Annotated in this window: 20 protein-coding genes; 9 read left to right on the top strand and 11 right to left on the bottom strand. The window is 64.3% G+C overall.

Features of this window, described 5'->3' with window-relative positions:
- Nucleotides 1-90 precede the first annotated feature (90 nt).
- Together ZAL01S_RS04255 and ZAL01S_RS04260 are read right to left on the bottom strand one after the other, a co-directional pair.
- Nucleotides 91-2,550 (bottom strand): ATP-dependent helicase, encoded by a 2,460-nt coding sequence (locus ZAL01S_RS04255; RefSeq protein ID WP_110467126.1) that lies wholly within the window; start codon nt 2,548-2,550, stop codon nt 91-93.
- A gap of 62 nt (nt 2,551-2,612) precedes the next feature.
- The gene (locus tag ZAL01S_RS04260) at nt 2,613-3,617 is read right to left on the bottom strand and encodes a glycerophosphodiester phosphodiesterase family protein (protein WP_083523058.1); all 1,005 of its coding nucleotides are present in this window, start codon (nt 3,615-3,617) and stop codon (nt 2,613-2,615) included.
- Between the two features lie 310 nt (nt 3,618-3,927).
- Here ZAL01S_RS04260 and ZAL01S_RS04265 point away from each other — a divergent pair, with 310 nt between their 5' ends.
- The 8 genes from ZAL01S_RS04265 to ZAL01S_RS04300 all read left to right on the top strand — a co-directional run bounded on the left by ZAL01S_RS04265 (nt 3,928) and on the right by ZAL01S_RS04300 (nt 13,211).
- Entirely contained in the window at nt 3,928-4,020 is a 93-nt protein-coding gene (locus tag ZAL01S_RS04265) for a potassium-transporting ATPase subunit F (RefSeq protein WP_066080254.1), read from the top strand.
- Nucleotides 4,017-5,657 carry a potassium-transporting ATPase subunit KdpA gene (gene kdpA, locus ZAL01S_RS04270; RefSeq protein WP_083523059.1) on the top strand — a complete coding sequence of 547 codons (1,641 nt, stop codon included), beginning with the start codon at nt 4,017-4,019 and terminating at the stop codon, nt 5,655-5,657. Before ZAL01S_RS04265 ends, kdpA begins: the two co-directional genes overlap by 4 nt.
- A complete protein-coding gene (gene kdpB, locus ZAL01S_RS04275; protein WP_370664269.1) occupies nt 5,654-7,780 on the top strand; it encodes a potassium-transporting ATPase subunit KdpB in 2,127 nt (708 codons plus the stop codon). Before kdpA ends, kdpB begins: the two co-directional genes overlap by 4 nt.
- Before the next feature lie 23 nt (nt 7,781-7,803).
- On the top strand, nt 7,804-8,400 hold the full coding sequence (kdpC, locus tag ZAL01S_RS04280) for a potassium-transporting ATPase subunit KdpC (protein ID WP_066080257.1): 597 nt from the start codon (nt 7,804-7,806) through the stop codon (nt 8,398-8,400).
- Between the two features lie 10 nt (nt 8,401-8,410).
- Nucleotides 8,411-11,017, top strand: coding sequence for an ATP-binding protein (locus ZAL01S_RS04285; protein ID WP_083523060.1), 2,607 nt, complete (start codon nt 8,411-8,413; stop codon nt 11,015-11,017).
- A complete protein-coding gene (locus tag ZAL01S_RS04290) occupies nt 11,014-11,715 on the top strand; it encodes a response regulator (RefSeq protein WP_066080260.1) in 702 nt (233 codons plus the stop codon). The genes ZAL01S_RS04285 and ZAL01S_RS04290 overlap by 4 nt, the downstream gene beginning before the upstream one ends.
- A gap of 36 nt (nt 11,716-11,751) precedes the next feature.
- Nucleotides 11,752-12,186: a DUF3054 domain-containing protein gene (locus tag ZAL01S_RS04295; RefSeq protein WP_066080263.1), complete on the top strand. Its 435-nt coding sequence runs from the start codon at nt 11,752-11,754 to the stop codon at nt 12,184-12,186.
- Nucleotides 12,187-12,311: 125 nt separating this feature from the next.
- The gene (locus ZAL01S_RS04300) at nt 12,312-13,211 is read left to right on the top strand and encodes a Bax inhibitor-1/YccA family protein (RefSeq protein WP_159421578.1); all 900 of its coding nucleotides are present in this window, start codon (nt 12,312-12,314) and stop codon (nt 13,209-13,211) included.
- Nucleotides 13,212-13,320: 109 nt separating this feature from the next.
- Here the strand turns inward: ZAL01S_RS04300 and ZAL01S_RS04305 are convergent, their stop codons facing one another.
- The 9 genes from ZAL01S_RS04305 to groES form a co-directional block, all read right to left on the bottom strand.
- Nucleotides 13,321-14,511, bottom strand: coding sequence for a DMT family transporter (locus ZAL01S_RS04305; protein ID WP_066080270.1), 1,191 nt, complete (start codon nt 14,509-14,511; stop codon nt 13,321-13,323).
- 164 nt (nt 14,512-14,675) lie between these two features.
- The gene (gene guaA, locus ZAL01S_RS04310; RefSeq protein WP_066080273.1) at nt 14,676-16,277 is read right to left on the bottom strand and encodes a glutamine-hydrolyzing GMP synthase; all 1,602 of its coding nucleotides are present in this window, start codon (nt 16,275-16,277) and stop codon (nt 14,676-14,678) included.
- A 43-nt stretch (nt 16,278-16,320) separates the two neighbouring features.
- Complete coding sequence (locus ZAL01S_RS04315) at nt 16,321-16,887, bottom strand: DUF3817 domain-containing protein (RefSeq protein WP_083523074.1); 567 nt, start codon at nt 16,885-16,887, stop codon at nt 16,321-16,323.
- 10 nt (nt 16,888-16,897) lie between these two features.
- Nucleotides 16,898-17,785, bottom strand: coding sequence for an SURF1 family cytochrome oxidase biogenesis protein (locus tag ZAL01S_RS04320; protein ID WP_217995467.1), 888 nt, complete (start codon nt 17,783-17,785; stop codon nt 16,898-16,900).
- A gap of 69 nt (nt 17,786-17,854) precedes the next feature.
- Complete coding sequence (locus ZAL01S_RS04325; RefSeq protein ID WP_083523061.1) at nt 17,855-19,663, bottom strand: glycerol-3-phosphate dehydrogenase/oxidase; 1,809 nt, start codon at nt 19,661-19,663, stop codon at nt 17,855-17,857.
- Between the two features lie 128 nt (nt 19,664-19,791).
- Nucleotides 19,792-20,916 carry a GuaB3 family IMP dehydrogenase-related protein gene (locus ZAL01S_RS04330; RefSeq protein WP_066080279.1) on the bottom strand — a complete coding sequence of 375 codons (1,125 nt, stop codon included), beginning with the start codon at nt 20,914-20,916 and terminating at the stop codon, nt 19,792-19,794.
- Between the two features lie 162 nt (nt 20,917-21,078).
- Nucleotides 21,079-22,584: an IMP dehydrogenase gene (gene guaB, locus ZAL01S_RS04335; protein WP_066080550.1), complete on the bottom strand. Its 1,506-nt coding sequence runs from the start codon at nt 22,582-22,584 to the stop codon at nt 21,079-21,081.
- 208 nt (nt 22,585-22,792) lie between these two features.
- The gene (gene rarD, locus ZAL01S_RS04340; RefSeq protein WP_066080282.1) at nt 22,793-23,737 is read right to left on the bottom strand and encodes an EamA family transporter RarD; all 945 of its coding nucleotides are present in this window, start codon (nt 23,735-23,737) and stop codon (nt 22,793-22,795) included.
- 240 nt (nt 23,738-23,977) lie between these two features.
- A complete protein-coding gene (gene groES / locus ZAL01S_RS04345; RefSeq protein WP_066080285.1) occupies nt 23,978-24,271 on the bottom strand; it encodes a co-chaperone GroES in 294 nt (97 codons plus the stop codon).
- A gap of 128 nt (nt 24,272-24,399) precedes the next feature.
- On the opposite strand from groES, the gene ZAL01S_RS04350 reads away from it, so the two are divergent.
- Complete coding sequence (locus tag ZAL01S_RS04350) at nt 24,400-25,611, top strand: class I SAM-dependent methyltransferase (protein ID WP_066080552.1); 1,212 nt, start codon at nt 24,400-24,402, stop codon at nt 25,609-25,611.
- Nucleotides 25,612-25,635 lie beyond the last annotated feature (24 nt).

A 25,635-nucleotide genomic window follows, 5' to 3' on the forward strand; every position in this document is an offset into this window, starting at 1 on the left:
CCCGCTCAGGTCGCAGTTTCGACCCTAGGTCGCGCGACCTGAGGTCGAAACTGCGACCTGAGCGGCGGGGACGGGCGGGCGCGGGACGCGCTAGAGCTTCTCGATCGGGGCGAGGTTGATGAGGAGCTTCTTGCGGCCGGCGTTGTCGAAGTCGACTTCAGCGATCCGCTTTTTCTCGCTCCCGAGCATCGCGCGAATCGTGCCCTCACCGAAGTCGACATGGCGAATACGGTCACCGCGTTCGAGCTGCAGCCCCGAATTGTCGCGGACTTGGCCGGTGATGTCGTTCACCCACTTCTTCTTGGGCTTCGGCTTGCCAAACTCTCGACCGGCATCGGGATCTTTAAAGCGAACGCTCGAGAATCCCTGTCCCCCCGACGACCCGGCCGAAGAACCACGGCCATAACCGCCATAGCCACCGGACGAGCCAAAGCCCGAGTCAAGTTCGCGAGATCCGCCGCCGAGGGACCGCCCGAAGCCCAAACCGCCCTGCGCCTCGCCCGGCGCCTGACGCCAATCGATGAGCTCGGCCGGAATCTCATCAAGGAAGCGGCTCGGCATCGACGGATTCGTCTCGCCAAAGGTATTGCGCATCGAGGCGAGCGACAGGTGCAGCACCTTACGAGCACGCGTGATCCCGACGTAGAACAGGCGCCGCTCTTCTTGCAGCCCGCCCGGCTCCCCCGCCGACATCCGATGCGGCAGCAGCTCTTCTTCAACACCGGTCACGAAGACCGCGTCGAACTCGAGACCCTTCGCCGTGTGAAGCGTCATGAGGGAGACGGCACCCGACTCATCATCAAGCTCATCCGCGGCCGCCACCAGGGCCGTTTCCGTGAGAAAGTCGACGAGTGTGCCGTCAGGATGCGTCTTGTCGAATTCCTTCGCCACCGAGATGAGCTCTTCTACGTTCTCGGCGCGGGCTTCGTCTTGCGGGTTGCCCGTTTCGTAGAGCTTGTCGAGGTACTTGGTCTTGCGCAGCAGCGCCGTGAGGAGCTCACCAACGGTGGCTGCTCCCGTTGGCCGATCCGGGTCGAGCGATTCCGACGCATCGTCAAGAATCTCAGCCAAGCCGAGGATCGCGTTCGTCACCTTTGGGCCAAGGCCAAGCTCCTTGGCACGTCGCATCGCCTCACGGAAGGTGATGCCCTGACGCTCGGCGAAATCCCAAATTGCGGTCTCGCTCATCGGACCGATCCCGCGCTTGGGAGTGTTGAGGATCCGGCGCAGTGCGAGCTCATCAGCAGGGTTTGCCACTGCCATGAGGTACGCCATGACGTCTTTGATTTCTGCCCGCTCATAGAACTTCGTGCCGCCGATCAATCGATACGGCACTGCCGAACGGATGAGGATTTCTTCGAGCGCACGGGTCTGTGCGTTCGTGCGGTAGAACACCGCCATGTCGCTGAACATTAGGCCGTCTTCATCGTGGAGTCGGTGAATCTCGTCGGCCACAAACTGTGCCTCATCATGGCCCGAATACCCGGCAAAGCCAACAATCAGCGAGCCCTCACCGGACGCAGACCAGAGGTTCTTCGCGATGCGGTCGAAGTTATTGCCGATGACAGCGTTGGCTGCCTTCAGGATCGTGTTCGTGGAGCGGTAATTCTGTTCGAGCAGAATCGTGTTGGCGCTGGGATAGTCGCGCTCAAAGTTGGTGATGTTCGTGATGTCTGCGCCGCGGAAGGCGTAAATCGACTGGTCGGAGTCGCCGACGACCGTGAGTGAAGCAGGCGGGATACTGCCGTCTGGTGCGAGCTGCATCCGGGTGTCTGCTGGTACGTGTTGCGGCTCGACAGGGCGAGTGAGCTCACGGATCAACGAATACTGGGCGTGGTTCGTGTCCTGGTACTCGTCGACGAGGATGTGGCGGAACCGGCGCTGGTAGTGCGCCGCGATCTCGGGGTGCGCGCGGAACAGCCACACGGTTTGGCCGATGAGGTCGTCAAAATCAAAAGCGTGCGCGCGACGGAGCTCGCGATCGTATTGGCGATACACCTCGAGCAGCATCTGCTCCTTTGGGTCGCCCCCGGACACCTGCCGGGAGAACCCGTCAACGTCGATCAGCTCGTTCTTGAGCTTCGAGATCGTGCCCTGGGCAGCGGCTGGCGTGAGGCCAAGCACGTCTGCTTCGAGCGACTTCACGATGCGTTTGAGGAGCGCCCGCGAGTCAGCGGAATCGTAGATAGTGAAGCCCTGCCCATAACCAAACCTCTCGGCCTCGCGCCGGAGGATCCGCACGCACGCCGAGTGGAACGTGGAGATCCACATGCCCTCGGCACCCTCGCCAAGGAGCCCCTCAACGCGTTCACGCATCTCTGCAGCTGCCTTGTTGGTGAAGGTGATGGCGAGAATCTGGCTCGGCCAGGCCTCTCGCGTTGCGATGAGCGAGGCGATGCGGTGCGTCAGCACACGCGTCTTGCCAGACCCGGCACCAGCCACGATGAGGAGCGCGGGGCCGCGATACTCGACGGCCTCGCGCTGCTGGGGATTGAGCCCTTCGACAAGGGACGATGCGGCAGGACCTGGAAGTGGTGGCAGAAGCGTCATGGCGGGGTCGAGTCTAGGCGGGACCACCGACATCCAGCTCTGAGCCAAGCACCACGGGCACGTCAATCGGCGTGCTGCGTGGATGCAAACAACGCCGCCCGCTCCGGGGTCGCATAGTCATCGAGTAACGGCCGCACGAGATCTGGGGCGTCGGCGAACACCCCATCGACACCCGTCGCGAGCAGGCCACGCCAGTACGTTTCCGGATCGCCGACAAAGGCTGGCGGCATAGCATTGTCTTCGGGGCGAAGGGTGTACGTGAACACTTCGAGCCCACGCTCGTGCGCCGCCGCAACGAGGGCAGAACCGGCAGCCGCCCCATCAAGGTCAGCCCGTGTGCGAACCCCGAGTGTCGAAGTTGCGATGCTCATTCCGTCCGCCCAATGCGTGAGATCGTCGAGTGAAGCCTCATCAAGCGCCGCCTCGTCGTCCGCGTTCCCTGCAAATAATGGCATCAGCTTTAACGGCATCGCCCACCGCAGTTCACGAAGCGCCTCGCGGTCAAAGCTTTCGATGATGAGACCTTCCAAGAGTTCCGAGGAACCCATCTCCTCCAGCTTGCGAATGAGCATCCCCACCAAGTCGTAGCCCTCCTTGGCGAAGGCACTCGGTGTCTTCAATTCGATGACAAGGCTCGCAGTACCGCGCTCGTCACGATCGGCTTCCAGCAACCGCATGAGGTGGTCGAGACGCATGAGCGGATACTTGCCGTCGTATGCCGCACTCTTGGGCCGCTGCTCCGGATAGGGTTCACGGCACCGCAGGGTCGCAAGTTCCTCCCAGGTGAAATCCTCGGTGAACCAATCGTGGAGTTCACGTCCATCCACCACCTTGCGGCGTCGACGCGACGCAAATTCTGGCCGGTCGGCCACATCGGTTGATGAAGCCAAGGCTTCTCCGTGACGGATCACAAGCACGCCATCGCGGCTCGGCACAAGATCCGGCTCAATGGCGTCGCATCCTTGCGAGAGAGCCATGCGATAGCCCGAAGCGGAGTGCTCCGGACGGTAATAGGGAGCGCCTCGGTGACCGATCAGTCGAGGGCGTCCATGACCTAGTTCGAGCATGCACGGAGTGTGCCGAACCGAAACGACCGTCGCATGACCCGACGGTGAACCTCTCCGTCGCCGAGAGTCAACAGCGTGTCAAGACCTGTCAACGAGGCGTCAAGAAGCCGTCAAGATCACCCGGTCACACGGTGCGGACGGATGACGCTGGAATCGCTGGCCCCACAACCAGCGCCCCGCATCGCGCTCGTACGCTGCGCGGCCCTGCCCCACATGACAAGGAGAACACCGTGCTGGATCTCGTCTTCATCGCGCTGACGGTCCTGTGTTTCAGCCTCGTTGCCTTCCTCGGAGAGGGAGCTGACCGTCTATGAACCCCGAACTCGTCATTGGCTTGATCCTCGGCGTCTGCGCGCTCGCGTATCTCGTCATCGCCCTCGTTGATCCGGAGCGTTTCTCGTGAATGAAACCGTCCTCGCAGGCATCGGACAAATCCTGCTTGTTGTGGTCGCCCTCACAGCGTGTCATGTGCCGCTCGGCGACTATCTCGCTCGTGTGTTCACGAGCGAACGCCACCTTCGCATAGAGCGAGTCATCTACCGCGTCTGCGGCATCGATCCGATTGCCGAGCAGAGTTGGCGCGGATATCTGCGAGGCCTGCTCGCATTTTCGGCTCTCTCAGTGCTGTGCCTGTTCGGCCTGCAACGCCTGCAGCAGTGGCTGCCGCTCTCGATCGGGCATGAACCGGTCGCCCCGGACCAGGCCTGGAACACCGCTGTCTCCTTCACGACAAACACCAACTGGCAGTCCTACGGCGGCGAATCCACGATGGGCCATCTCGTGCAGATGGCTGGCCTTGCCGTGCAGAACTTCGTCTCGGCAGCCGTCGGCCTCGCGGTCGCGGTTGCGCTCATCCGCGGTCTGAGCCGCAACAAGACCGACCGCATCGGGAACTTCTGGGTGGACCTCGTGCGCGGCTGCCTGCACGTGCTGCTGCCTATCGCGGTCGTGTTCGCGATCGTTCTGCTCATTTCCGGCATTCCCCAGAACTTTGCTGACCCGACGGTGGCGGCCACGCTCAACGGGGGAACGCAGACGATCCCCACTGGTCCAGTAGCAAGCCAGGAAGTCATCAAGGAGCTCGGCACGAACGGCGGCGGATTCTTCAATGCGAACTCGGCCCACCCCTTTGAGAACCCGAGCGCATGGACCAATCTCATCGAGATCTTTCTCGTTCTGCTCATCCCGACCGCGCTTCCCCGCACCTTCGGCACGATGGTCGGCGATCGTCGTCAGGGATTCGCGGTGCTCGGCGCGATGAGTTTCCTGTACCTCTCATCGCTCGCACTCTTGATCTGGGCGGAACTGTCGAATCCGCTGAACATGGAGGGCCGCGAAGTACGGCTCGGCGTGATCCCATCCGCATTCTTCGGAACGACCACCACCATGACGTCGACGGGCGCTGTGGACTCGTTCCACTCGAGTTACTCACCGCTCGGCGGCGGCTTGCTCGCACTGAACATGCTGCTCGGCGAAATTTCGCCCGGCGGCGTCGGCACGGGTATGTACGGCATGCTCATCGTGGCGATCCTGGCGGTCTTCATCGCCGGCCTCATGGTCGGACGCACGCCGGAATACCTCGGAAAGAAGATCGGTCCGAAGCAGATCAAGCTCGCTGCGATCTACATTCTCGCAATGCCAGCACTTGTGCTCATCGGCACCGGTCTCGCACTCGCAATCCCCGATGCACGCACATCGATCTTGAATGCCGGACCGCACGGACTCACCGAGGTGCTCTACGCCTTCACCTCCGGTGCCAACAACAACGGCTCGGCCTTTGCAGGATTGGACGCGAATACGCCGTTCTACAACGTCGGCATTGGGCTGGCGATGCTCTTTGGTCGCTTCGTGCCCATCACTGCAGCGCTTGCACTTGCTGGCTCCTTCGCTGAGCAGGGTCACACGCCCGAGAGTCCGGGAACCCTGCCCACCCACACCCCGATGTTCGCCGGCCTCATGGTTGGCGTAGCTCTCCTCGTCAGCGCACTCACGTTCCTCCCCGCGCTGGCACTCGGCCCGATTGCAGAGGCACTCTCGTGATCCACAACACTGCGTCCCTACCCGAACCGCTCCCGCTCGTCGAGGAGCAGGCTGGTGCTGCCAAGCGCGACAACAGCCCAAAGAAACCGAACCGGAGCCAGCAGCCCTTTGGCCCACGCCAGCTGCTCGCGGCCCTGCCGCTCGCCCTGCGTAAGCTCGACCCGCGCACGATGGTGAAGACCCCGGTCATGTTCATCGTCGAGGTCGGGGCTGTCCTCACCCTGGTCCTCGCATGCATCCACCCGAGCGTGTTTGCGGTATCCCTTTCGGTCTGGCTTTGGCTCACGGTGCTGTTCGCCAACCTTGCGGAAGCAGTTGCCGAAGGCCGAGGCAAGGCGCAGGCAGCCTCGCTTCGGAACACCCAGACTGCTACGATGGCCCGTCTCATCGGCGCCGATGGCGAAATCCGAGAAATCGGCGCATCAGAGCTCGCACCCGGCGACCTCGTGGAAGTCATCGCTGGTGATGTCATTCCCGGCGACGGTGACGTGGTCGAAGGCGCGGCAAGCGTCGACGAGTCGGCAGTCACGGGAGAATCTGCGCCCGTAATTCGGGAATCCGGTGGCGACCGATGCGCGGTGACGGGCGGCACTCGTGTGCTGTCGGACCGCATCGTAGTGCGGATCACCTCGAAGCCCGGGTCCACCTTCCTCGACCGGATGATCAGCCTCGTGGAGGGTGCCACACGAGCGAAGACACCGAACGAGATTGCACTCGGCATCCTGCTCGCAGTCCTCTCGATCATCTTCGTGCTCGTGGTGCTTACCCTCGCACCCATGGCCCTCTACTCGGGGGCAGAGCAATCGGTGACGGTCTTGGTGGCCCTCCTCGTGTGTCTCATCCCGACAACCATCGGTGCGCTCCTGTCTGCGATCGGCATCGCCGGCATGGATCGACTCGTGCAGCGCAATGTGCTCGCTTTGTCGGGCCGTGCGGTCGAAGCGGCGGGCGACGTCTCGACGCTGCTGCTCGACAAGACCGGAACGATCACCTATGGCGACCGTCAGGCGGTGGAGGTGCTGCCCGTCGGTTCGGTCACGACGGCCCAACTTGCGGCTGCAGCACATCTTTCTTCGATCGCCGATGAGACACCAGAAGGCCGCTCCATCGTGATGCTCGCGGAACAGCGGTACCAGCTCGAACCGCTCGGTGCGGAAGCAACCGCTGGCGCAACCTTCATCCCATTTACGGCGCAGACCCGCATGTCCGGGGTGGAACTTGCCGATGGCCGAACCATCGTGAAGGGCGCGGCGAGCGAACTCGTGAAGTGGGTGCATGAGACGGGAGCGAGTGTCCCCGAGGAAACGATCCCGCTCGTCGAACGTATCTCGTCCTCCGGCGGGACGGCCCTGGTGGTCGCCTCAGAAACGTGCGGTGTCCGGCAAGTGCTCGGCGTCATCCACCTCAAGGACATCGTGAAGCAGGGTATGCGCGAGCGATTCACGCAGTTGCGCGCTATGGGCATTCGCACCGTCATGGTCACCGGGGACAATCCACTCACGGCGAAGGCCATCGCGGCCGAAGCCGGCGTCGACGACTTCCTTGCCGAGGCCACTCCCGAAGAAAAGCTCGCACTCATCCGCAAGGAACAAGAGAGCGGACATCTCGTGGCCATGACCGGTGACGGCACAAATGATGCACCGGCTCTCGCGCAGTCCGACGTGGGGGTCGCGATGAACACGGGCACCTCGGCAGCAAAGGAGGCCGGCAACATGGTCGACCTCGATTCCGATCCGACCAAGCTCATCGAAATCGTGGAAATCGGAAAGCAGCTGCTCATCACTCGTGGCGCACTCACGACCTTCTCGATCGCGAACGATATCGCGAAATACTTCGCTATCATCCCGGCGATGTTTATGACGGCGTTCCCGGGGCTGAAGGCGCTGAACATCATGGGGCTCACGAGTCCCGAGTCGGCCATTCTTTCGGCCGTCATCTTCAACGCTCTCATCATCATCGCCCTCATCCCGCTCGCTCTTCGCGGGGTCGCCTATCGGGCAGTGTCCGCAGGTGCACTCCTCGGACGCAACCTCCTCATTTACGGGCTCGGGGGTCTCATCGCCCCGTTTATCGGTATCAAGATCATCGACCTGCTCATCAGCCTGATTCCCGGCATGGCCTAAGCACGTCATTGGAGTGACATTCCATGAATTTCAGCATTCGTAACTCCCTCGCTAACCTCTGGACAGCGCTCCGGGCGCTACTCGCTCTCACCGTCATCCTTGGAATTGCGTATCCCGTGCTCATCGCAGGAGTCGGTCTGATCGTGCCGGCACAGGCCAACGGGTCGCTCCTCACCTCCGCAGATGGAGCGGTCATTGGATCGCGATTCATCGGTCAACAGTTCACCAACGACGAGTGGTTCCACGGTCGCCCGTCCGCTGCGGGTGACGGCTACGACGCCCTCAGCTCGGGTGCGTCCAACCTCTCGCCGAGCAATCCGGAATTGATCGCCTCGGTCAACGCACTGCGCACATCCGTCGCAGCAGAGAACGGCGTCGACCCGAGTGAAGTCCCACTCGACGCCGTCACTGCTTCGGGATCGGGTCTTGACCCACACATTTCCCCCGAGTACGCGCGCATCCAGATCAACCGGGTGGCACACGCGCGTGGCCTCAGTGTCGAGACGGTCACGGGACTCGTCAATGTGGCGAGCGAACAGCCTCCGCTCGGCTTCCTCGGTGAGCCTCGCGTGAATGTACTCGAACTCAACGCTGCCCTGGCCGCAGCTGCAGGCAAGTAGCCTTCTCTCTATGGAGGACATTGCCCGTCGCGGCCACCTCAAGGTCTACCTCGGCTTCGCACCCGGAGTCGGCAAGACGTACGCCTGCCTGCAAGAGGCGCGCGAGCTTCGCGACGCTGGGAAAGACGTCGTCGTTGGCCTGATTGAGGACCACGGGCGAGCTCGAACACGCGCCGCGGTTGGGGATCTGGAAGTCTTGCCCCGAATCCAGATTCCCCACCGTGGCGCGGTGTTTGAGGATATGGACCTTGCGGCACTCCTTGAACGCCGACCTGATGTGGCGGTCGTTGATGAGCTTGCGCACTCTATTCCGGAGGGAGATAACCCCGAGGGCGCCCGGCCGGGCCCCGGGGCGCACCACACGAAGCGGTGGCAAGACATTGAGACCCTGCTCGAGGCGGGCATCGATGTGCTTTCAACAGTGAACATTCAACACCTCGAGAGCCTGAACGACGTTGTCGAATCCATCACCGGCCAGCGTCAGCGAGAGACCACACCGGACTCTGTGCTTCGCGCCGCCGATGACGTCGAACTCGTCGACCTTCCTCCGGAAGCTCTCCGGGCACGCCTCGCGCGCGGCGAGGTTTACAGCGCGGACAAGGTGGATGCGGCGCTCGGTTTCTACTTCCGAGTCGGCAACCTCACTGCCCTCCGCGAACTCGCGCTGCTCTGGCTCGCGGACCAGGTCGATGCCCGAATGATCGCCTATCGGCGTGAGCACAATATCGAGGCCAGCTGGCCCGCCCGCGAGCGCATCGCAGTTGCGATTACCGGCGGCCCTGAGTCAGAAACCCTCATCCGCCGCGGCGCTCGCATCGTGGGCCGGCGTGCAGGCCGTGAACTACACGCCGTGCATGTGCTGCGTGACGACGGGCTCGCGAGCGGATCCGCGGCGCTTCTTGACCGTCAACGCGCGCTCGTCCATGAACTCGGCGGCAGCTGGCACGCGGTCCGGGGCGCAGATCCAGCGCGTGCACTGCTTGCCACGGCGCGTTCCATCAACGCCTCGCAGCTCGTGATCGGGCAATCGCGGCGCTCCCCCATCGAGCGCTTTTTCGGTGCAGGCGTTGGTGCGCGCATCGTGCGATTTGCAGGCGATATCGACGTGCACATCGTCACGCACGACGCTGTCGGACGCGGTCGAGCGCGCGCTGCCCGCGACCCCTCCGCGCTCGGCCGACGCCGCCGCATCCTCGGCTGGATCCTCTCCCTCGTCGGGTCGGCCCTGCTCACCGCAGGATTCCTCGCGATCGGTCGCGAGACCTTCCCCCAGAGCATCAACCTCTTGAGCTACATCACTCTGAGCGTCGCTGTTGCACTCGTTGGCGGCATGCTGCCTGCAATCTCCACCTCACTGCTCGGGGCTCTCTTGGTGAACTGGTTCTTCACTCCACCCACCGGCACGCTCACCATTTCCGAGCCGGAGTCCATCTTCGCGCTCGTGGTCTACGTCGGTGTCGCGGCAGCCGTCGCGTGGGTTGTCGACGGATCGGCTCGGAGCGCTCGAGCGGCAAATGAAGCCAACCGCCAGGCATCCATTCTCGCGGAGCTCTCCAGCAGCTTCCTCACTGCGGACGAAGATGTTCCGTCGCTTCTCGTTCGCCTTCGTGATGCGCTGAACCTCGGCGCGGTCGAGCTCGTCCGTCGGCCAGAGCACAAGGAAGACCAGGAAGTCGTGCTCGGCAACGCCGGCGAACCCGTCGGCGCCGACGCACCCCGACGTCTGAGTCTCGCGGGTGACCTCGAGCTCCGATCAACGGCGTCAGAGCTCGCGCCGGCCGATGAGCAGTTGCTCGAAGCGTACGGAGGCCGACTCGCACGAGTCGTCGAACATCGCGAACTCCAGCGCGTCCAGATGGAAACGCGAGAACTCAGTGCGGGTAATGACATGCGCACCGCCCTCTTGGCAGCGGTCTCGCACGACTTGCGCACGCCGCTCACCGCGATCAAGGCTGGCATTTCCAGTCTTCGCATGGATGACATCGAGCTCGACCCTGATGACCGAGCCGAGTTGCTCGCCACGATCGAAGCGGGTGCCGACCGCCTCGATGATCTCGTGGCCAATCTGCTCGACATGAGCCGTATTTCGACCGGTATGGTGCCCGTCCACCGCATCCCGTTCGCAGCTGTTGAGCCGTGCTTGCAGGTGCTCGCAAGCCTCCCCTCAGACGCGCAGGTACGTTTGACTGGCGAGACCGAGGCCGTGTGCCTCGCCGACCCGGGCCTCGTGGAACGGATCCTTGCAAATGTCTTGGAAAACGCCGTTCGCTACGCACCCGACGCGCCGATTCGTCTCGAGGTGGGCACGCGTCCGGGTCATGTCGTGTTCCATGTGATCGACCGTGGTCCCGGCGTCGCCGAACATGAACAGGAACATATCTTCACCCCGTTCCGACGACTCGGGGATGCGACGACGACCGAGGGTCTTGGCCTCGGACTCGCGGTCTCCAAGGGATTTGCAGAGGCCATGGACGGCAACCTCACGGCAGAGGCGACGCCGGGTGGTGGCCTCACGGTGGTCTTAGATCTCCCGGACAATACGGATCCCTATGATCGTGACCAGGCCCGGGGAATGGGCGAGCGTCGCCGACCGAAACAGGAGCGTCACGCATCATGAGCTGTGTCCTCATCGTCGAAGACGACGCACAGATCGCTCGCGCACTTGCCGTCAATCTCAAGGCACGCCGCTACGACGTCATGTTGGCGAAGGACGGCGCCACTGCCCTGGTCCTGGCTGCCAACCACCACCCTGATGCTGTGCTGCTTGACCTCGGCCTTCCCGACATGGATGGCGTTGCCGTGATCAGCGGACTTCGCGGCTGGTCGAATGTGCCGATCCTCGTCGTCTCGGCCCGACACGACGGCGCGCAGAAAATCCTGGCGCTGGATGCGGGCGCCGATGACTACGTTGACAAGCCGTTTGCCATGGATGAGCTCCTCGCGCGGCTCCGCGCAGCACTTCGACGTGGAGCGGGCACCGCGAGCGTGCCCGTCGACGAGACGTCTCGCGTGGTGACTTCCGACGGCCGCCTCGTCATCGATCTCGCCGAGACGCGAGTGACGCTGGATGGCGAGGCTGTGAGGGTCACGCCGATCGAATGGAAGATTCTTGAGCTCTTCGCCCGCAATCCCGACCGGCTCCTGAGCCAGCGGCAACTCCTTGCTCGCGTCTGGGGACCGGGCTACGAAGAAGAGAAACACTACTCGCGCGTGTACCTATCGCAGCTTCGACACAAGCTGGAGCGGTATCCGTCCGCTCCCGAGTGGTTCCGAACGGAACCCGGCATGGGGTACCGATTCACGCCGAATGGCTGATCGCCAGCGCGGCACGGAAGCACGTACGGTGGAGGCATGACTTCAGCGAATGTGCGCCGAGCCCCCAAGGGCCTGTTCTACTTCATTGATGCGGCGCTGGTGCTGCTGTTTGCGGTGCTCGGCCGAAACTCGCACGGGGAAGACCTTTCACTCGGTGGCGTCTTTTCAACGGTGTGGCCGTTCCTCGTGGCGCTCCTTGTCTCGTGGATCTCGCTCGAGACATTGAAGAAGGATCCGCGCCGTGTGTGGGCTGCCGGAGTTGTCGTGTGGCTTGTCACCGTCGCGGGTGGCCTCGCACTCCGAGTGCTCAGCGGCAATACCGCCGAGTTCCCGTTCATCATCGTGACGACGATCGTGCTCGGTGCGTTCCTCATCGGACACCGCCTCATCGCGTCACTCTTCGCCCGGCGAGGCGAGCGCACTGCAGACGCCGCAGAGAGCCTGCTCGCCGAAGACTCCTCCTCCCGATAGATCTGCCATACGTTGGCGGCGAACAACGTCGCAAGGCCGATGCTCGTATCAGCTTGCCTTGCTAGCCTCCAACACATGTTCGGCCCCTGTGTGCCGGGCGTCCGCCCACCTACCTCGGAGTGATGATGGCAAACTCAGCCCTCAAGAACAATGACTTCTTCAATGGTCGCGCCACGGCGACCCCAGCTGTGCCGACCCCGCAGCAGTACGGCCAGCAGCCTCAGTTCGGCCAGCAGCCGGCCTACGGTCAGGCACCGCAGTACGGACAGCAGCAGTACGGCTACCAGCAGGCACCGAGCCCCGAGCAGCTGTACCAGCAGTTCCAGGCACCTGCTGCCACGCGTGACCAGATGGACCGCATGTCCTACGAGGACGTTATCGCGAAGACCGCTGGCGTGTTTGCCGTCCTGCTCGCATCGGCTGCCCTCGCATGGTTCGTGCCGCTGCTCGCGATTGTCGGCGCGCTCGGCGCGCTCGTGACCGGCATCGTCCTCGCCTTCAAGCGCAAGCCCTCACCCGCACTCACCTTCACCTTCGGTGTGTTCGAGGGCTTCCTTGTGGGTGGATTCTCGTCGCTCCTGGAGGCGCAGTACGCCGGCATCGTGTTCCAGGCGGGCCTCGCGACGGCCGTCGTGATCGGCGTTGTACTGCTACTTTTCCTCAACAGCAAGGTCCGCACTTCGCCGAAGTTCACGCAGTTCTTCATGATCGCGGGCCTCGCCTACTTCATCTTCTCACTGCTCAACTTCGGCCTCATGATGTTTGGTGCTGGCCAGCAGTTCGGCACCTGGGGCCTGCGCTCGATCGAGGTGTTCGGCATCCCGCTCGGCGTCATCATCGGGATCTTCGCCGTGCTGATGGGCGCCTATATGCTCGTCACGGACTTCGAGTACGTGCAGCGCGGCGTCCGTGGTGGCGCACCCCGCGCTTACGGCTGGATTGCGGCGTACTCGCTCGTGTCAACGGTCGTCTACATCTACATCGAGCTCCTGCGGATCATCGCCATCCTGCGCGGCAACGACTAGTTCGTTCCAAATGAATGTGTGGGGCCAGTCCAAGCGGACTGGCCCCACACATTTCTGGATGCGGTTCTGAGGTGGTCGAATGCCGCCGCGAGGAGATTACCCGATGAGTTCAGGACTCGTCGTCTCGCGAGGTGTCGACATCCTCCGGCAGTGGGATGAGGCCCGTGATCGTGCCGGTCGTCGGCTCGGGGTCGTGGTCGTGGCTGATGCGCTCGGGGTCGACGCGGACGATACCGATGAGACCGGTCTGCATCGTAATCGCGTGCGTGCCAGGCTGCTGCTCCGCCTCCTGCAGCGCGAGCGCCTGAGCAGCGGCCGAGGGCGGCGGCAGCGTAATCGGCAGGGTGATCGGTGCGGTGACTGGGCCAAGCGGCGCCTCGAGCGTGACCGTATCCGGCGCGAGACGCACACACACAACACCGCCCACGACAAGCACCGCACCCAGCAGCTGCACGATCGACGGCGTCTCGCTCAGCATGAGGGCCGAGAGGATCATCGTGACGAGCACCTCAAGCAGGCCGAGGAACGAGGCGAGGCGCGAACCGATCGCCTTCGACGCGAGAATGCCGCCCATGTAGCCAAAGACGGTGCCAAAGAGGATCACCACACCCATCGACACCCACCAGGGCAGGCCACCAAGAATGTCCACGGTGCCGAAGTGAAACTCCATCGGCACGAGCCCCGTTACCCCGACAAGGCCCACGGTGAGCGAGGCGACCGTGAGGCCGCCCGCCGCGAGCGCGACCGGCGGCAGGTCATCCGGGAGTGCCTCCGCAATGAGGTAATACCCACACACGCACACCGCCGCCGCCACACCCGCGAGCACACCGAGCGGGTTGATGCCGCCCGCCGAGGCGAGGTCGAGGGCCAAGAGTAGACCGGCCACGCTGAGCCCGGCCCCCAGCAACGACAGCGTCGCGGGACGGTGCTTCGTGCGTGCCCACGCAATGAAGAGCAGGAGCACTGGCGAGAGGTACTGCAGCAGGAGCGCCACGCTCACCGGCATGAGGGCCACTGCCGAGTAGTAGAACGCCTGCGTCAAAGCAATCGCACTCAGACCATAACCGACAAGCCATTTCCATCGACGCACGAACACCATGAGGTCGTTGCGGGTCACGATGAGCGCGATCGGCAAGAGGATGACCGCAGCACCCGTGGCACGCATCCACACGGCCGCGAGCGGCGACCACCCAACATTCAGGAGCGGTTTCACGAACGGGCCAGAACCCGCAAAGCAGATGGCGGTGAAGATCGCGATGACGAGTCCAGTCTTGCGGCCAATGGTGGGCAGCTGTGGCACTGCGCTCCTTCCGGGGTGAGACGGGGGTCTCAGACCCCAGTGTGTGAGCGAATGTCACCGCAGGTGGCATCCGATGGGACGACGATACGCCGAACGGGCGCCCCGCGTCACTGTGACATCTGCACAGTGTTTGGGACGCCCGTTCTACAAAGCCTCAGTGAGGCTTACTCCCATTCGATGGTCCCCGGCGGCTTCGAGGTGACGTCGAGCACGACGCGGTTAATGCCGTCGACCTCGTTCGTAATGCGGTTCGAAATACGAGCCGTGACGTCGTACGGGAGACGCGTCCAGTCGGCCGTCATAGCGTCTTCACTCGAGACGGGGCGCAGCACGATCGGGTGACCGTAGGTGCGGCCGTCGCCCTGCACCCCCACCGAGCGCACGTCGGCGAGGAGCACGACCGGGCACTGCCAGATCGACTCATCGAGGCCGGCAGCGGTGAGCTCTTCGCGGACGATGGCGTCTGCTTCGCGGAGCAGGTCAAGGCGCTCCTGCGTGACTTCACCGATGATGCGGATGCCGAGACCCGGGCCCGGGAACGGCTGGCGGGCCACGATGACCTCGGGCACACCAAGTTCACGACCAACCGCGCGGACCTCATCCTTGAAAAGGGTGCGAAGCGGCTCAACGAGCTCAAACTTGAGGTCTTCTGGCAGACCACCCACATTGTGGTGCGACTTGATGTTGGCCGTGCCGGAGCCGCCACCGGATTCCACGACGTCCGGGTAGAGCGTGCCCTGCACGAGGAAGCGGATACCGTCGCCGCCGTCTTCCTGCGATTCGGCAACGAGCTGGGTCTCTGCCTGCTCGAAGACGCGGATGAACTCGCGACCGATGATCTTGCGCTTCATCTCCGGGTCGGTGACACCGGCAAGTTCGCCAAGGAACTGCTCGCGAGCATCCACCGTGACCAGGCGCACGCCGATCGCCTTCACGTAGTCCTGTTCAACCTGCTCGCGCTCGCCCTTGCGGAGGAGGCCGTGGTCGACGAAGACGCAGGTGAGGCGGTCGCCGACAGCGCGGTGAATGAGGGCGGCTGCGACAGCCGAGTCAACGCCGCCCGAGAGTGCGCAGAGCACCTTCGCGTCGGGGCCAATCTGCTGACGGATGCGCTCGACCTGCTCCTCAATGACCTCGCCCGGCGTCCAGTCACCGGGAAGGCCTGCCGAACGGTGAAGGAACGACTCGAGGAGTTCCTGGCCATGCTCGGAGTGGAGCACTTCGGGGTGCCACTGCACGCCGTAGAGCTTGCGCTCCTCATCGGCGAAGGCGGCGACCGGCGTGTCGGCGGTGGAGGCGAGGATCGTGCAGCCCTCCGGCGCCTTCGAGACCGAGTCTCCGTGGCTCATCCACACCGTCTGCGAGGTGGGCTGATCCTCGAGGAGGGTCGACGAAGCATCCGTGAGGGTGACGGCCGTCGAACCGTATTCGCGGTGGCCGGTGCGGGCGACCTCGCCACCGAGCTGGGTGGCCATGGTCTGGAATCCGTAGCAGATGCCGAGCGTCGGGATACCGAGCTCGAGGATGCCCTTGTCGAGCGAGGGTGCACCCTCGGCATACACGGACGACGGACCACCCGAGAGGATGATCGCTACGGGCTGCTTCGCGGCAACTTCAGCGGCCGTGATCGTGTGCGGCACGATCTCGGAGTAGCAGCGGGCTTCGCGCACGCGACGTGCGATGAGCTGCGCATACTGGGCGCCGAAGTCGACCACGAGCACGGGGCGGTGATCAGTGCCATTCACGACGGCGGTGTCCTCGGTCATAGTGCCTCTCGGTTGGGCGCACAGGGCGCAGATGAATGTTTGGCTAGTAGGTTTTGTGAGTCGTGCGGGGCCCCTCGTTCGCCTGGGCACGTCGTGCAGCTTCGCTGCGCACCTCGGCATCGAGCGCGGCACGTTCAACGCTGCTCAGGCTTTGTTCGAATTCGCGCAGCTCGGCGTCCTCGTCGGCCTGGGCCTGATGGTCGGCAGCTGCGGCCGCGACTTCGCGGTCAGCTCGACGTCCCATAACGTACTCCGTCACGAACGACAGGAAGGGAACGACGCCACCCCCTGCCATCGCGAGCAGCACCCAGAGTGGCCAGCGCATCCGCATCCAGAGCAAGTACGCGGCGATGAGGTACACAACGTAGAACCAGCCGTGAACGATGAGCACCCAGAGGCTGAGGTTGAGCGCGACCGTGGTTCCCTCCTGCACAAAGGCCAAGAAGCCAAAGGGGCCGCCAAGTTCCAGCTCGAGATGGAAGGCGTACTTGAACACCATTTCTGCGACAAGGAGCAGCAGCAGCACACCGGTGACGTAGGCAGTCACGGTGTAGAAGCGACGCGCACGATGAATCTTCGGGATGTTTTCGAGGCGAATCGCGTGAGTCATGCCGTTCATTCTAGGAGTATGTGCCCGGATCGATGCCCTCGCGAGCCGCGCGAAGGGCACGGAGCCGTTCGCGGCGGATCTCAGCCTCAAGTTCGGCCCGGCTGGGTGCACTGACGTGTTCGCGGGCGTAGTCGTCCCGCACGAGCCGCCACCAGAGATAGAACGCGAAGAGAGCGAAAATGATCCACTCAGCGGCGTAGAAGATGTTGAGCCAGTTGAGTTCACCACCGGCGTCGACGAGCTGCTGTTGGATCGCCTCGGTTCCGGCTGGCAGTTCCACGCCGCTTTTCACGGTGACATACGCACTGTAGGCGCTCGGGCTGGGCGTCTCCCATCGGTTCACGAGGTAGGCAGGGCTCATCTGCTCAAGACCGAGCGGGTCTCGGCCGTTATCGGGAGCGGCAGGGGCCTGTCCGTATTCGAGGATGCCGGTGAAGGGCCGCGCGTCAGCGGCACCGGAGGCAATCTGCGTACGCAGTGTCTCCGCTGCAGCGACGGCGGTTGGTTCGTCTGGTGCCCAGGCGAGGGCCACCGCTAGGCCGGGCAATTCGGTCGGCTTGGCTGCATCGCCAGCCAGCCCATCACCATCATCACTGACGTGGGCTCTGGAGATGATCCACCATCCGTCAGTCGCGCCCTGCAGACGGTTCGGCAACACCTCAACATCGGCCGCATCAAGGACACCCTCGAAGCTGACCACAGCGCCAATCGAGCGTTCATAGAGCGACTGTTGCGGTTTGAGGTGTTCGCCGAGAGGTGTCGGCTGCTCATTGACAGTGTGGGTGCTGCGGTGCGCCAGGGAGGCGATGGCAGATGAGATCTGCCACTGCGCGAGGGCCGCGAAGATCGCAGCAACGGCGAGGACGAGCGTCAGCATGAGGAGCCACTTGGGCTTCATGGCGTGTGCGAGCACACTGGTGCTCGCTGCAGGCGCTCGTCCTCGATCGTCGTGCACGGAATCTCGGCCTTACTCGGCGTCCTGCTCGCCAGCGCGGGTGGCGTCGAGCTGCACAGACTTCGTGCCGTGCGGGGTGTTGTCACCCGCGTGGCCAAGCACCGAGGCAATGTCCGGCGCTTCCAGGCGGACGCGGTCGGCTGACTCGTCGTCGGGCTGCTCCTGGCTGGCGATTTCAGCCGCCACGCGCTTGAGGTACGTCTCGATCTCGCGTTCGCGGCGGGCAGTGTCCCAACCAAGCACCTCGCCCATCAGTTCAGCGGCGACGGGGGCTGCCGAAACACCGCGGTCCCACGCCTCAATCGAGATGCGCGTGCGGCGGGCGAGTACGTCGTCAAGGTGCAGGGCACCCTCGTGCGAGGCTGCGTACTTGAGCTCGGCGAGCATGTAATCGTCGGCGCCGGGAACTGCTTCAGCAAGTTCCGGCTCAGCCTTGATCATGTCGAGGATTTCGTCGGCCATGACGCCGTAGCGGTTGAGGAGGTGCTCAATGCGCACCGGGTGGACACCGAAGGCACGGGCAATCTTGCCGCGGCGGTTCCAGGCGGCCTTGTAGCCCACGGCACCGAGGAGCGGAATGTCCTTCGTCGTGGAGGCCGGGATCTTGTCGCCGAGGGCGGCAACTGCAGCGTCAATTGCGTCCTTTGCCATCACGCGGTAGGTGGTCCACTTGCCGCCGGCAACCAGCACGAGCCCAGGCACGGAGTGCGCGACGATGTGTTCGCGCGACAGCTGGCTCGTGTCGTCGGATTCGCCCGAGAGAAGCGGTCGGAGGCCCGCATAGACACCCTCGACGTCATCTCGAGTGAGCTTGACCGCGAGGACACGGTTGACCTGTTCAAGGACGTAGTCGATGTCCTTTGCGGTGGCTGCCGGATGTGCCTTGTCGAGATTCCAGTCGGTGTCGGTGGTGCCGATGATCCAGTGGCGTCCACGCGGAATGACGAAGAGGACACTCTTCGGAGTGCGCAGGAGCAGACCGCTCGTCGACTGGAATCGGTCGCGGGGGACCACGAGGTGGATTCCCTTCGACGCGCGCACGCGGAACGAGGCACGCTCCCCCACCATGCGGTTCGTGTCGTCAGTCCACACACCGGTTGCGTTCACGACCTGCTTGGCGCGGATTTCGAACTGTTCGCCGGTCTCGACGTCGACGGCCTGCACGCCGACGACGCGCTCGCCGACCTTGAGGAAACCTTCCACGCGCACCCGCGATGCGACGTGGGCACCGTACTTCGAAGCGGTCCGCGCAAGCTCAGCCACGTAGCGTGCGTCGTCGACGGTGGCGTCGTAGTAGGTGAGGCCGCCGACGAAGGCATCCTTCTTGAGGCTCGGCGTCATCCGCTGCAGTTGACGCTTTGAGAGGTGGCGGTGGTGGGGGACGCCGGGGCGCAGCTCGCCGGTGTACGAGAAGATGTCGTACAGCATCATGCCCGCGCCGATGTAGAAGCGCTCAAGGAATCGCTTCTCGAGCGGATACAGGAAGCGCACCGGCTTCGCGAGGTGGGGCGCGATGCGTTGGAGCAGCAAGCCTCGCTCGAGGAGCGCTTCACGCACCAGCCCGAAGTCCATCTTTTCGAGGTAGCGGATGCCGCCGTGGATGAGCTTTGACGAACGGCTCGAGGTGCCGGATGCCCAGTCGCGTGCTTCGACAAGGCCCACGGACAGGCCACGGGTTACGGCGTCGAGGGCGGCACCGGTACCGACGATGCCGCCACCGATGACGAGAATGTCGAGGTCTTTGCTCTTGAGCGCTGCAAGGTTCTGCTCGCGCTCGGCTGGGCCGAGGCGGGCGGAGTTCATGGTGGGTGCCGTCGTCATCAGATGACCTCCTGGCGGATTGTCGTGGCTTGGTTACTCCCGAAACACGAGGGCCGGGTGCTTTGGGCACCCGGACTCGTGTTGTTCGAGGACCAGGGAAGGGTACTGCTCCTCGTTGAGAATGGTGACTAGTTGGTGGTCGCGTACTGGGCGACGATCATCTCGGCCCGCTGGAACTCCTTGAGTTCTGAGTAGCCGGTCGTGGCCATCGAGTGCTTCAACGCACCAACAAGGTTTGAGATGCCGTTCGCGGAACCTGCCGGCCCGAACAGGACCTCTTCCATCGGCGCTACCTGGCCAACCTCGACGCGGTTACCGCGCGGAAGGTGCGCGTGGCGTGCTTCGGAACCCCAGTGCCAGCCGCGGCCTGGTGCCTCGGTGGCGCGGGCGAGTGCCGCTCCAATCATGACGGCGTCGGCGCCGCACGCGATGGCCTTGACGATCTCACCCGAAGTGCCAACGCCACCATCTGCGATGACGTGCACGTAGCGGCCACCGGACTCGTCCATGTAGTCGCGACGGGCACCGGCAACATCAGAGATGGCCGTGGCCATGGGCGCGTGGATGCCGAGGACACGACGTGTCGTCGAGGCTGCTCCCCCACCAAAACCCACCAGCACGCCTGCGGCGCCGGTGCGCATGAGGTGGAGGGCCGCGGTGTAGGTGGCGACGCCGCCGACAATCACGGGGACATCGAGCTCGTAAATGAATTTCTTCAGGTTGAGGGGCTCTTGGTTCTGCGAGACGTGCTCGGCCGAGACCGTCTGGCCTCGGATGACGAAGAGGTCGGCGCCGGCCTTCAAGACGTCGTCGTAGAACTGCTGCGTGCGCTGGGGGCTCAGCGCACCGGCAACCGGGACGCCGGCCTCGCGAATCTGACCAAGGCGCTCACGGATAAGGCCGCCCTTGATGGGTTCGCGGTAGATCTCCTGCATGCGGGCCGTCGCCTGCTTGGCAGGGAGGTCGGCGATCTCTGCGAGGAGTGGCTCTGGGTCGTCGAAACGAGTCCACAGGCCTTCGAGGTCGAGCACACCGAGGCCACCGAATTTGCCGAAGGCGATCGCGGTCTCGGGCGACATGACGGAGTCCATGGGCGCTGCCAGGAACGGGATCTGGAACTCGAAGGCGTCGATCTTCCAGCTGACGCTCACGTCTTCTGGGTCGCGCGTGCGACGCGCAGGCACGATTGCCACATCGTCAAAGGAGTACACGCGACGTGCGCGCTTGGCCCGGCCGATCTCGATCTCAGTCACGCCCCAAGCCTACCCGGGGACCACCGACATTCGATGGTCCGCTGCAGCATCCAACACAAAACGCCGACGGTTCGATCAGTCACCGAGCACAACGCTCAGCAGCTAACCAAACCGTCGGCGCTTCAGGCTCCAGCGCGCATCCCGCGGCGGAGCCGTACACACTTAGCGGCGGTAGTTCGGCGCCTCAACCACCATCTGCACGTCGTGCGGGTGGGATTCCTTGAGGCCAGCGCTCGTGATGCGGACGAACTTGCCCTTCTCCTTGAGCTCCGGAACCGTGCGTGCACCGACGTAGAACATCGACTGGCGGAGGCCACCGGTGAGCTGAAACACGGCCTGCTTCACGGCGCCACGGTACGAGACCTTGCCCTCAATGCCCTCGGCGATGAGCTCGTCGTCCGAGGGAACATCCGCCTGGAAGTAGCGGTCCTTCGAGTACGAGGTGCGCTTGCCGCGCGTCTGCAGCGCGCCGAGCGAACCCATGCCTCGGTAGGTCTTGTACTGCTTGCCGTTGATGAAGATGAGGTCGCCGGGCGACTCGTCGGTACCGGCGAGGAGCGAGCCGAGCATGACCGTCGAAGCGCCAGCAACGAGGGCCTTCGCGATCTCACCCGAGTACTGCAGGCCACCGTCGGCGATGACCGGCACGCCAGCCGGGGCACAGGCCTTGGCCGCCTCGTAGACGGCGGTCACCTGGGGCACGCCAACACCCGCGACGACGCGGGTCGTGCAGATCGAGCCAGGGCCGACGCCTACCTTGACGGCGTCCGCACCCGCATCCACGAGCGCCTGCGCGCCCTCACGGGTCGCGATGTTGCCGCCAATAATGTCGACGTTCTTCGCAGCCGGTTCCGCCTTGAGACGCTGGATCATCTCGAGGACGCCCTTCGACTGGCCGTTCGCCGTGTCGACGACGAGGCAGTCGACGCCCGCCTCGACGAGACGCATTGCACGCTCCCAGCCGTCGCCGAAGAAGCCAATCGCAGCACCCACGCGGAGGCGGCCCGAATCGTCCTTCGTGGCGAGCGGGTACTTGTCGCGCTTGTCGAAGTCCTTCACCGTGATGAGGCCCTTGAGCTTGCCGTGCTCGTCAACGAGGGGCAGCTTCTCGATGCGGTGCTGGCCGAGGATCTGGAACGCCTCTTCACCGTCGATACCCACCGGGGCCGTCACGAGCGGAGCCTTCGTCATGACGTCCTTCACGAGCGTCGTGCGGAACTCCGACTCCGGCACGAAGCGCATGTCACGGTTCGAGATGATGCCGACGAGGGTGCCCTCGTCATCCACGACCGGCAGACCTGAAACGCGGTACTCACCACAGATGCGGTCCACCTCGGCGACCGTCGCGTCGGGGCGCGTCGTCACCGGGTCGACGACCATGCCCGACTCCGAACGCTTCACGCGCGTGACCATGTCGACCTGGTCGTCGATCGAAAGGTTGCGGTGGAGGATGCCGATGCCACCCTGGCGGGCCATCGCGATCGCCATGCGGTGCTCGGTGACTGTGTCCATTGCAGCCGAGAGCAGCGGGACGCGAAGCGTGATGTTGCGCGAGAGCTGCGAGGTCGTGTCGACCTCCGAGGGGATGACGTCGGTGTGCCCAGGGAGCAGCAGCACGTCGTCGTAGGTCAGTCCGGTAAAGGCGAATGGGTCGTGCAGCTCGCTCATGTGGCTCCGATCAGCTCTTGGTTCTTCGCGCGCGCCAGCTGTCGAAGCCGGCTCACCATAGAGAACCGGCAGCATTGATCAGCGGCGAACAGGCTTCCGACGTCAATCCACCGGGGTGGACAGACGTGGTGGGTCGATCCTAACGGGGAACCGGACTCCGCGGGTCACCCTCTTGGCGAGCTCACACGAGCGGGCGTGTGGAGGTCCCCTAATCGAGCGCGGTGACGTCGATCTTGGTGAGCCGTTTCGCGCGACGACCCTTCGCGCCCGTGTGGAGCGCGTCAGCCGTGAAGAACACGAGTGCGAGCCACACGAGCCCGAAGCCGATCCAGCGTTCGGGCGGCATTGCTTCGCCGAGCACGAGCACCGACATGACGAACATGATCGACGGCGCAAGGTACTGCATGAGGCCGAGCTCGACAAGACTCAGGTGCTTCGCGGCCGAGCCGTACAGCAGAAGTGGGACGCTCGTGACGACGCCCGCGAGCGCGAGGAGCGTCGTGTGCAGCGCCGACACCTGGCCGAAGGTGATGCCACCGCCCGCGAGCGCCGCCCACGCGAGACACACCAGCGCGATCGGCGAGATGAGGAGCGTCTCGATCGTGAAGCCCTCAAGCACCGGCACACGGCCTGAGACCCGCTTCTTCACGAGCCCGTAGAGCCCGAAGCTCAGCGCGAGGATCAGGCCCGCGAGCGGGAGGCGTCCGAGCTCGATCGTGAGAACGATGACCGCAACGACGGCGATGCCGACCGCGAGCCACTGCACGGGGCGCAGCCGCTCCCCGAGAAACACCATGCCAAGGATGACGGCGACGAGCGGGTTGATGAAGTAGCCGAGCGTCGCCTCGAGGGCGTTGCCGCTCGAGACAGTGAAGACGAAGGTGAGCCAGTTGCCAGCGATGAGTACACCGGCCACAGCGAAGGTGCCCGCGATGCGCGGCTGCGTGATGAGGCGCCAGAGGGAGCCGAGTCGGCGCTGCACCGCGAGCAGCACGAGCGCAACGGCAATGCTGAAGAGAATGCGCCAGCCGATGATTTCGATGGGCGAACTCGGGTCGAGCATCGCGAAGTACAGCACGAGCACGCCCCAGAGGCCGTAGGCGCCGAAGGCCTGCAGGAATCCTTTGCCACGCTCGTCATCCGCTGTCTGCACCAGAACAGGGTACGGGGTGCGGCGGCTCGCGATTTCGCGGGCAAATTTCGGGGGTCCAAGCCCCAGTGGGGCTTGGACCCCCGAAATTTGCCCGCGGCGACAGCTACCCGTGTGCAGTCGTGGCAGTATTTGGGGCTTCGAGGCGTACCACGCCTCGAAGCCCCAAATACTGCCATGTATGCACAGCCGCAGCACGCAAAAGGGCCCGCGGCAACTGCCGCGGGCCCTGAAGAAAGCGTCTTAGACGATCTTCGCGAGGATGTCGCGAGCCGAGAGCACGAGGTACTCAGCGCCGCCGTACTTGACCTCGGTGCCGCCGTACTTCGAGTAGATGACCTTGTCGCCGACCTGAACGTCGAGCGGAACGCGGTTGCCGTTGTCGTCAATGCGACCCGGGCCAACTGCGACGACCTCGCCCTCCTGGGGCTTTTCCTTGGCCGTGTCGGGGATAACAAGACCCGACGCCGTGACCTGCTCGGCCTCGAGCTGCTTGATGACGATGCGATCTTCGAGCGGCTGGATGTTCACCGACACGCTTGACCTCTTCCTGGCGGGGTTGTTCTGAATTAGCACCCTCACATGGAGAGTGCTAGATGAGTGTAGAGCGCGCAGATGAGTCGGTGCAACGCGAGCGCTGCCTGTCCGCCGGTAGCGTAGAGGCGATGGATCGCGACGAACTCCTCACCCTGCTCACCCCCGACGCCATGCGCCTGCTCGATGAGCTGCCGCCGCTGGTCGAGGAGCACGATGTCGTGGCGCTCGTGAGCCGCCTGCGCGCTGAGGGCCACTCCCCCGAGCTCGTCGCGGCGGTCCTCACCCAGGCGAATTTCCGCCGCAAGGCTGCCGCCAAGTTTGGCCCCTTCGCTGCGCGGATGCTCTTCACGGATGCGGGCCTGCAGCAGGCCACACGCCTGCAGGTGGCTGCCCATCACGCGGCCCGTTTCCGCGCCACCGGCGTGACGAAGATCGCTGACCTCGGCTGCGGCATCGGCGCCGATTCCATGGCCTTCGCGACGCTCGGGTTCGACGTGCGATCTCTCGATGCCGATGAGGTGACCGCCGCCATCGCCACACACAACCTTGCCGTCTTCCCGAACGCGGAGGTCTTCCACGGCACCGCCGAGGCGTTTGCTCTTGAGGAGGGCGAGGCCGCATGGCTCGACCCTGCCCGCCGCCACACGGAGCGAAGCCGCGATCGTCGCAGCCACAATCCGGCCGATTGGTCGCCCTCGCTCGACTTCGCGTTCGGTCTCGGCGACGATCGCCCGATCGGCGTGAAGCTTGGCCCGGGTATCCCGCACGAAGCGCTGCCGTCAGATGGTGAGGCCCAGTGGGTGTCGGTCGGCGGGGATGTCGTCGAGGCGACCGTCTGGCGTGGCGGCGCTGAACGGGAGGGCGTCGGCCGAAGCGCGCTGCTTCTCCCCCGCGGTGAGGGTCCCGCGCACGAGCTCACTGCGAGCGGCCCTGCCCCGGATGCGAAGCTTGGTCCGCTCGGCGAATACCTGCATGAGCCGGATGGCGCGGTCATCCGCGCCGAGCTCATCGGCCTCGTCGCTGCCGAGCTCGAGGGCCGCATGATCTCACCGTCGATCGCGTGGATCACAAACGACAGCCCGGCAACGTCCCCGTTCGTGCAGAGCTTCCGGGTGCTCGAGGAGTTGCCACTGGATGCTGCGAAGCTCAAGCGAGAGTTGCGTTCGCGCGGCATCGGCCGGGTCGAGATCAAGAAGCGCGGCGTGGATGTGGATCCTGCAGCGTTCCGTCAGCGCCTGCAGCCGAAGGGCGATGGCGAAGCGACCCTCATCCTCACGCGTATTGGCGAGCGTCGCCGTGCCATCCTCGCCGAACGCACAACGCCAGTCTCGGCCGCGTAGGCCGAGACTGGCGCGTGGTCGCCG

The organism is [Zimmermannella] alba NBRC 15616 (assembly GCF_001570905.1).
In the GTDB taxonomy this organism is placed as follows: Bacteria; Actinomycetota; Actinomycetes; order Actinomycetales; family Microbacteriaceae; genus Pseudoclavibacter; species Pseudoclavibacter albus.

Excerpts from the sequence above, each read along its gene's own strand:
- ZAL01S_RS04255 (WP_110467126.1), bottom strand. The coding sequence starts at position 2,550 with ATGACGCTTCTGCCACCACTTCCAGGTCCTGCCGCATCGTCCCTTGTC.
- ZAL01S_RS04260 (WP_083523058.1), bottom strand. The coding sequence starts at position 3,617 with ATGCTCGAACTAGGTCATGGACGCCCTCGACTGATCGGTCACCGAGGC.
- ZAL01S_RS04265 (WP_066080254.1), top strand. The coding sequence starts at position 3,928 with ATGAACCCCGAACTCGTCATTGGCTTGATCCTCGGCGTCTGCGCGCTC.
- kdpC (WP_066080257.1), top strand. The coding sequence starts at position 7,804 with ATGAATTTCAGCATTCGTAACTCCCTCGCTAACCTCTGGACAGCGCTC.
- ZAL01S_RS04285 (WP_083523060.1), top strand. The coding sequence starts at position 8,411 with ATGGAGGACATTGCCCGTCGCGGCCACCTCAAGGTCTACCTCGGCTTC.
- ZAL01S_RS04290 (WP_066080260.1), top strand. The coding sequence starts at position 11,014 with ATGAGCTGTGTCCTCATCGTCGAAGACGACGCACAGATCGCTCGCGCA.
- ZAL01S_RS04295 (WP_066080263.1), top strand. The coding sequence starts at position 11,752 with ATGACTTCAGCGAATGTGCGCCGAGCCCCCAAGGGCCTGTTCTACTTC.
- ZAL01S_RS04300 (WP_159421578.1), top strand. The coding sequence starts at position 12,312 with ATGGCAAACTCAGCCCTCAAGAACAATGACTTCTTCAATGGTCGCGCC.
- guaA (WP_066080273.1), bottom strand. The coding sequence starts at position 16,277 with ATGACCGAGGACACCGCCGTCGTGAATGGCACTGATCACCGCCCCGTG.
- ZAL01S_RS04315 (WP_083523074.1), bottom strand. The coding sequence starts at position 16,887 with ATGACTCACGCGATTCGCCTCGAAAACATCCCGAAGATTCATCGTGCG.
- ZAL01S_RS04320 (WP_217995467.1), bottom strand. The coding sequence starts at position 17,785 with ATGAAGCCCAAGTGGCTCCTCATGCTGACGCTCGTCCTCGCCGTTGCT.
- ZAL01S_RS04325 (WP_083523061.1), bottom strand. The coding sequence starts at position 19,663 with ATGACGACGGCACCCACCATGAACTCCGCCCGCCTCGGCCCAGCCGAG.
- guaB (WP_066080550.1), bottom strand. The coding sequence starts at position 22,584 with ATGAGCGAGCTGCACGACCCATTCGCCTTTACCGGACTGACCTACGAC.
- ZAL01S_RS04350 (WP_066080552.1), top strand. The coding sequence starts at position 24,400 with ATGGATCGCGACGAACTCCTCACCCTGCTCACCCCCGACGCCATGCGC.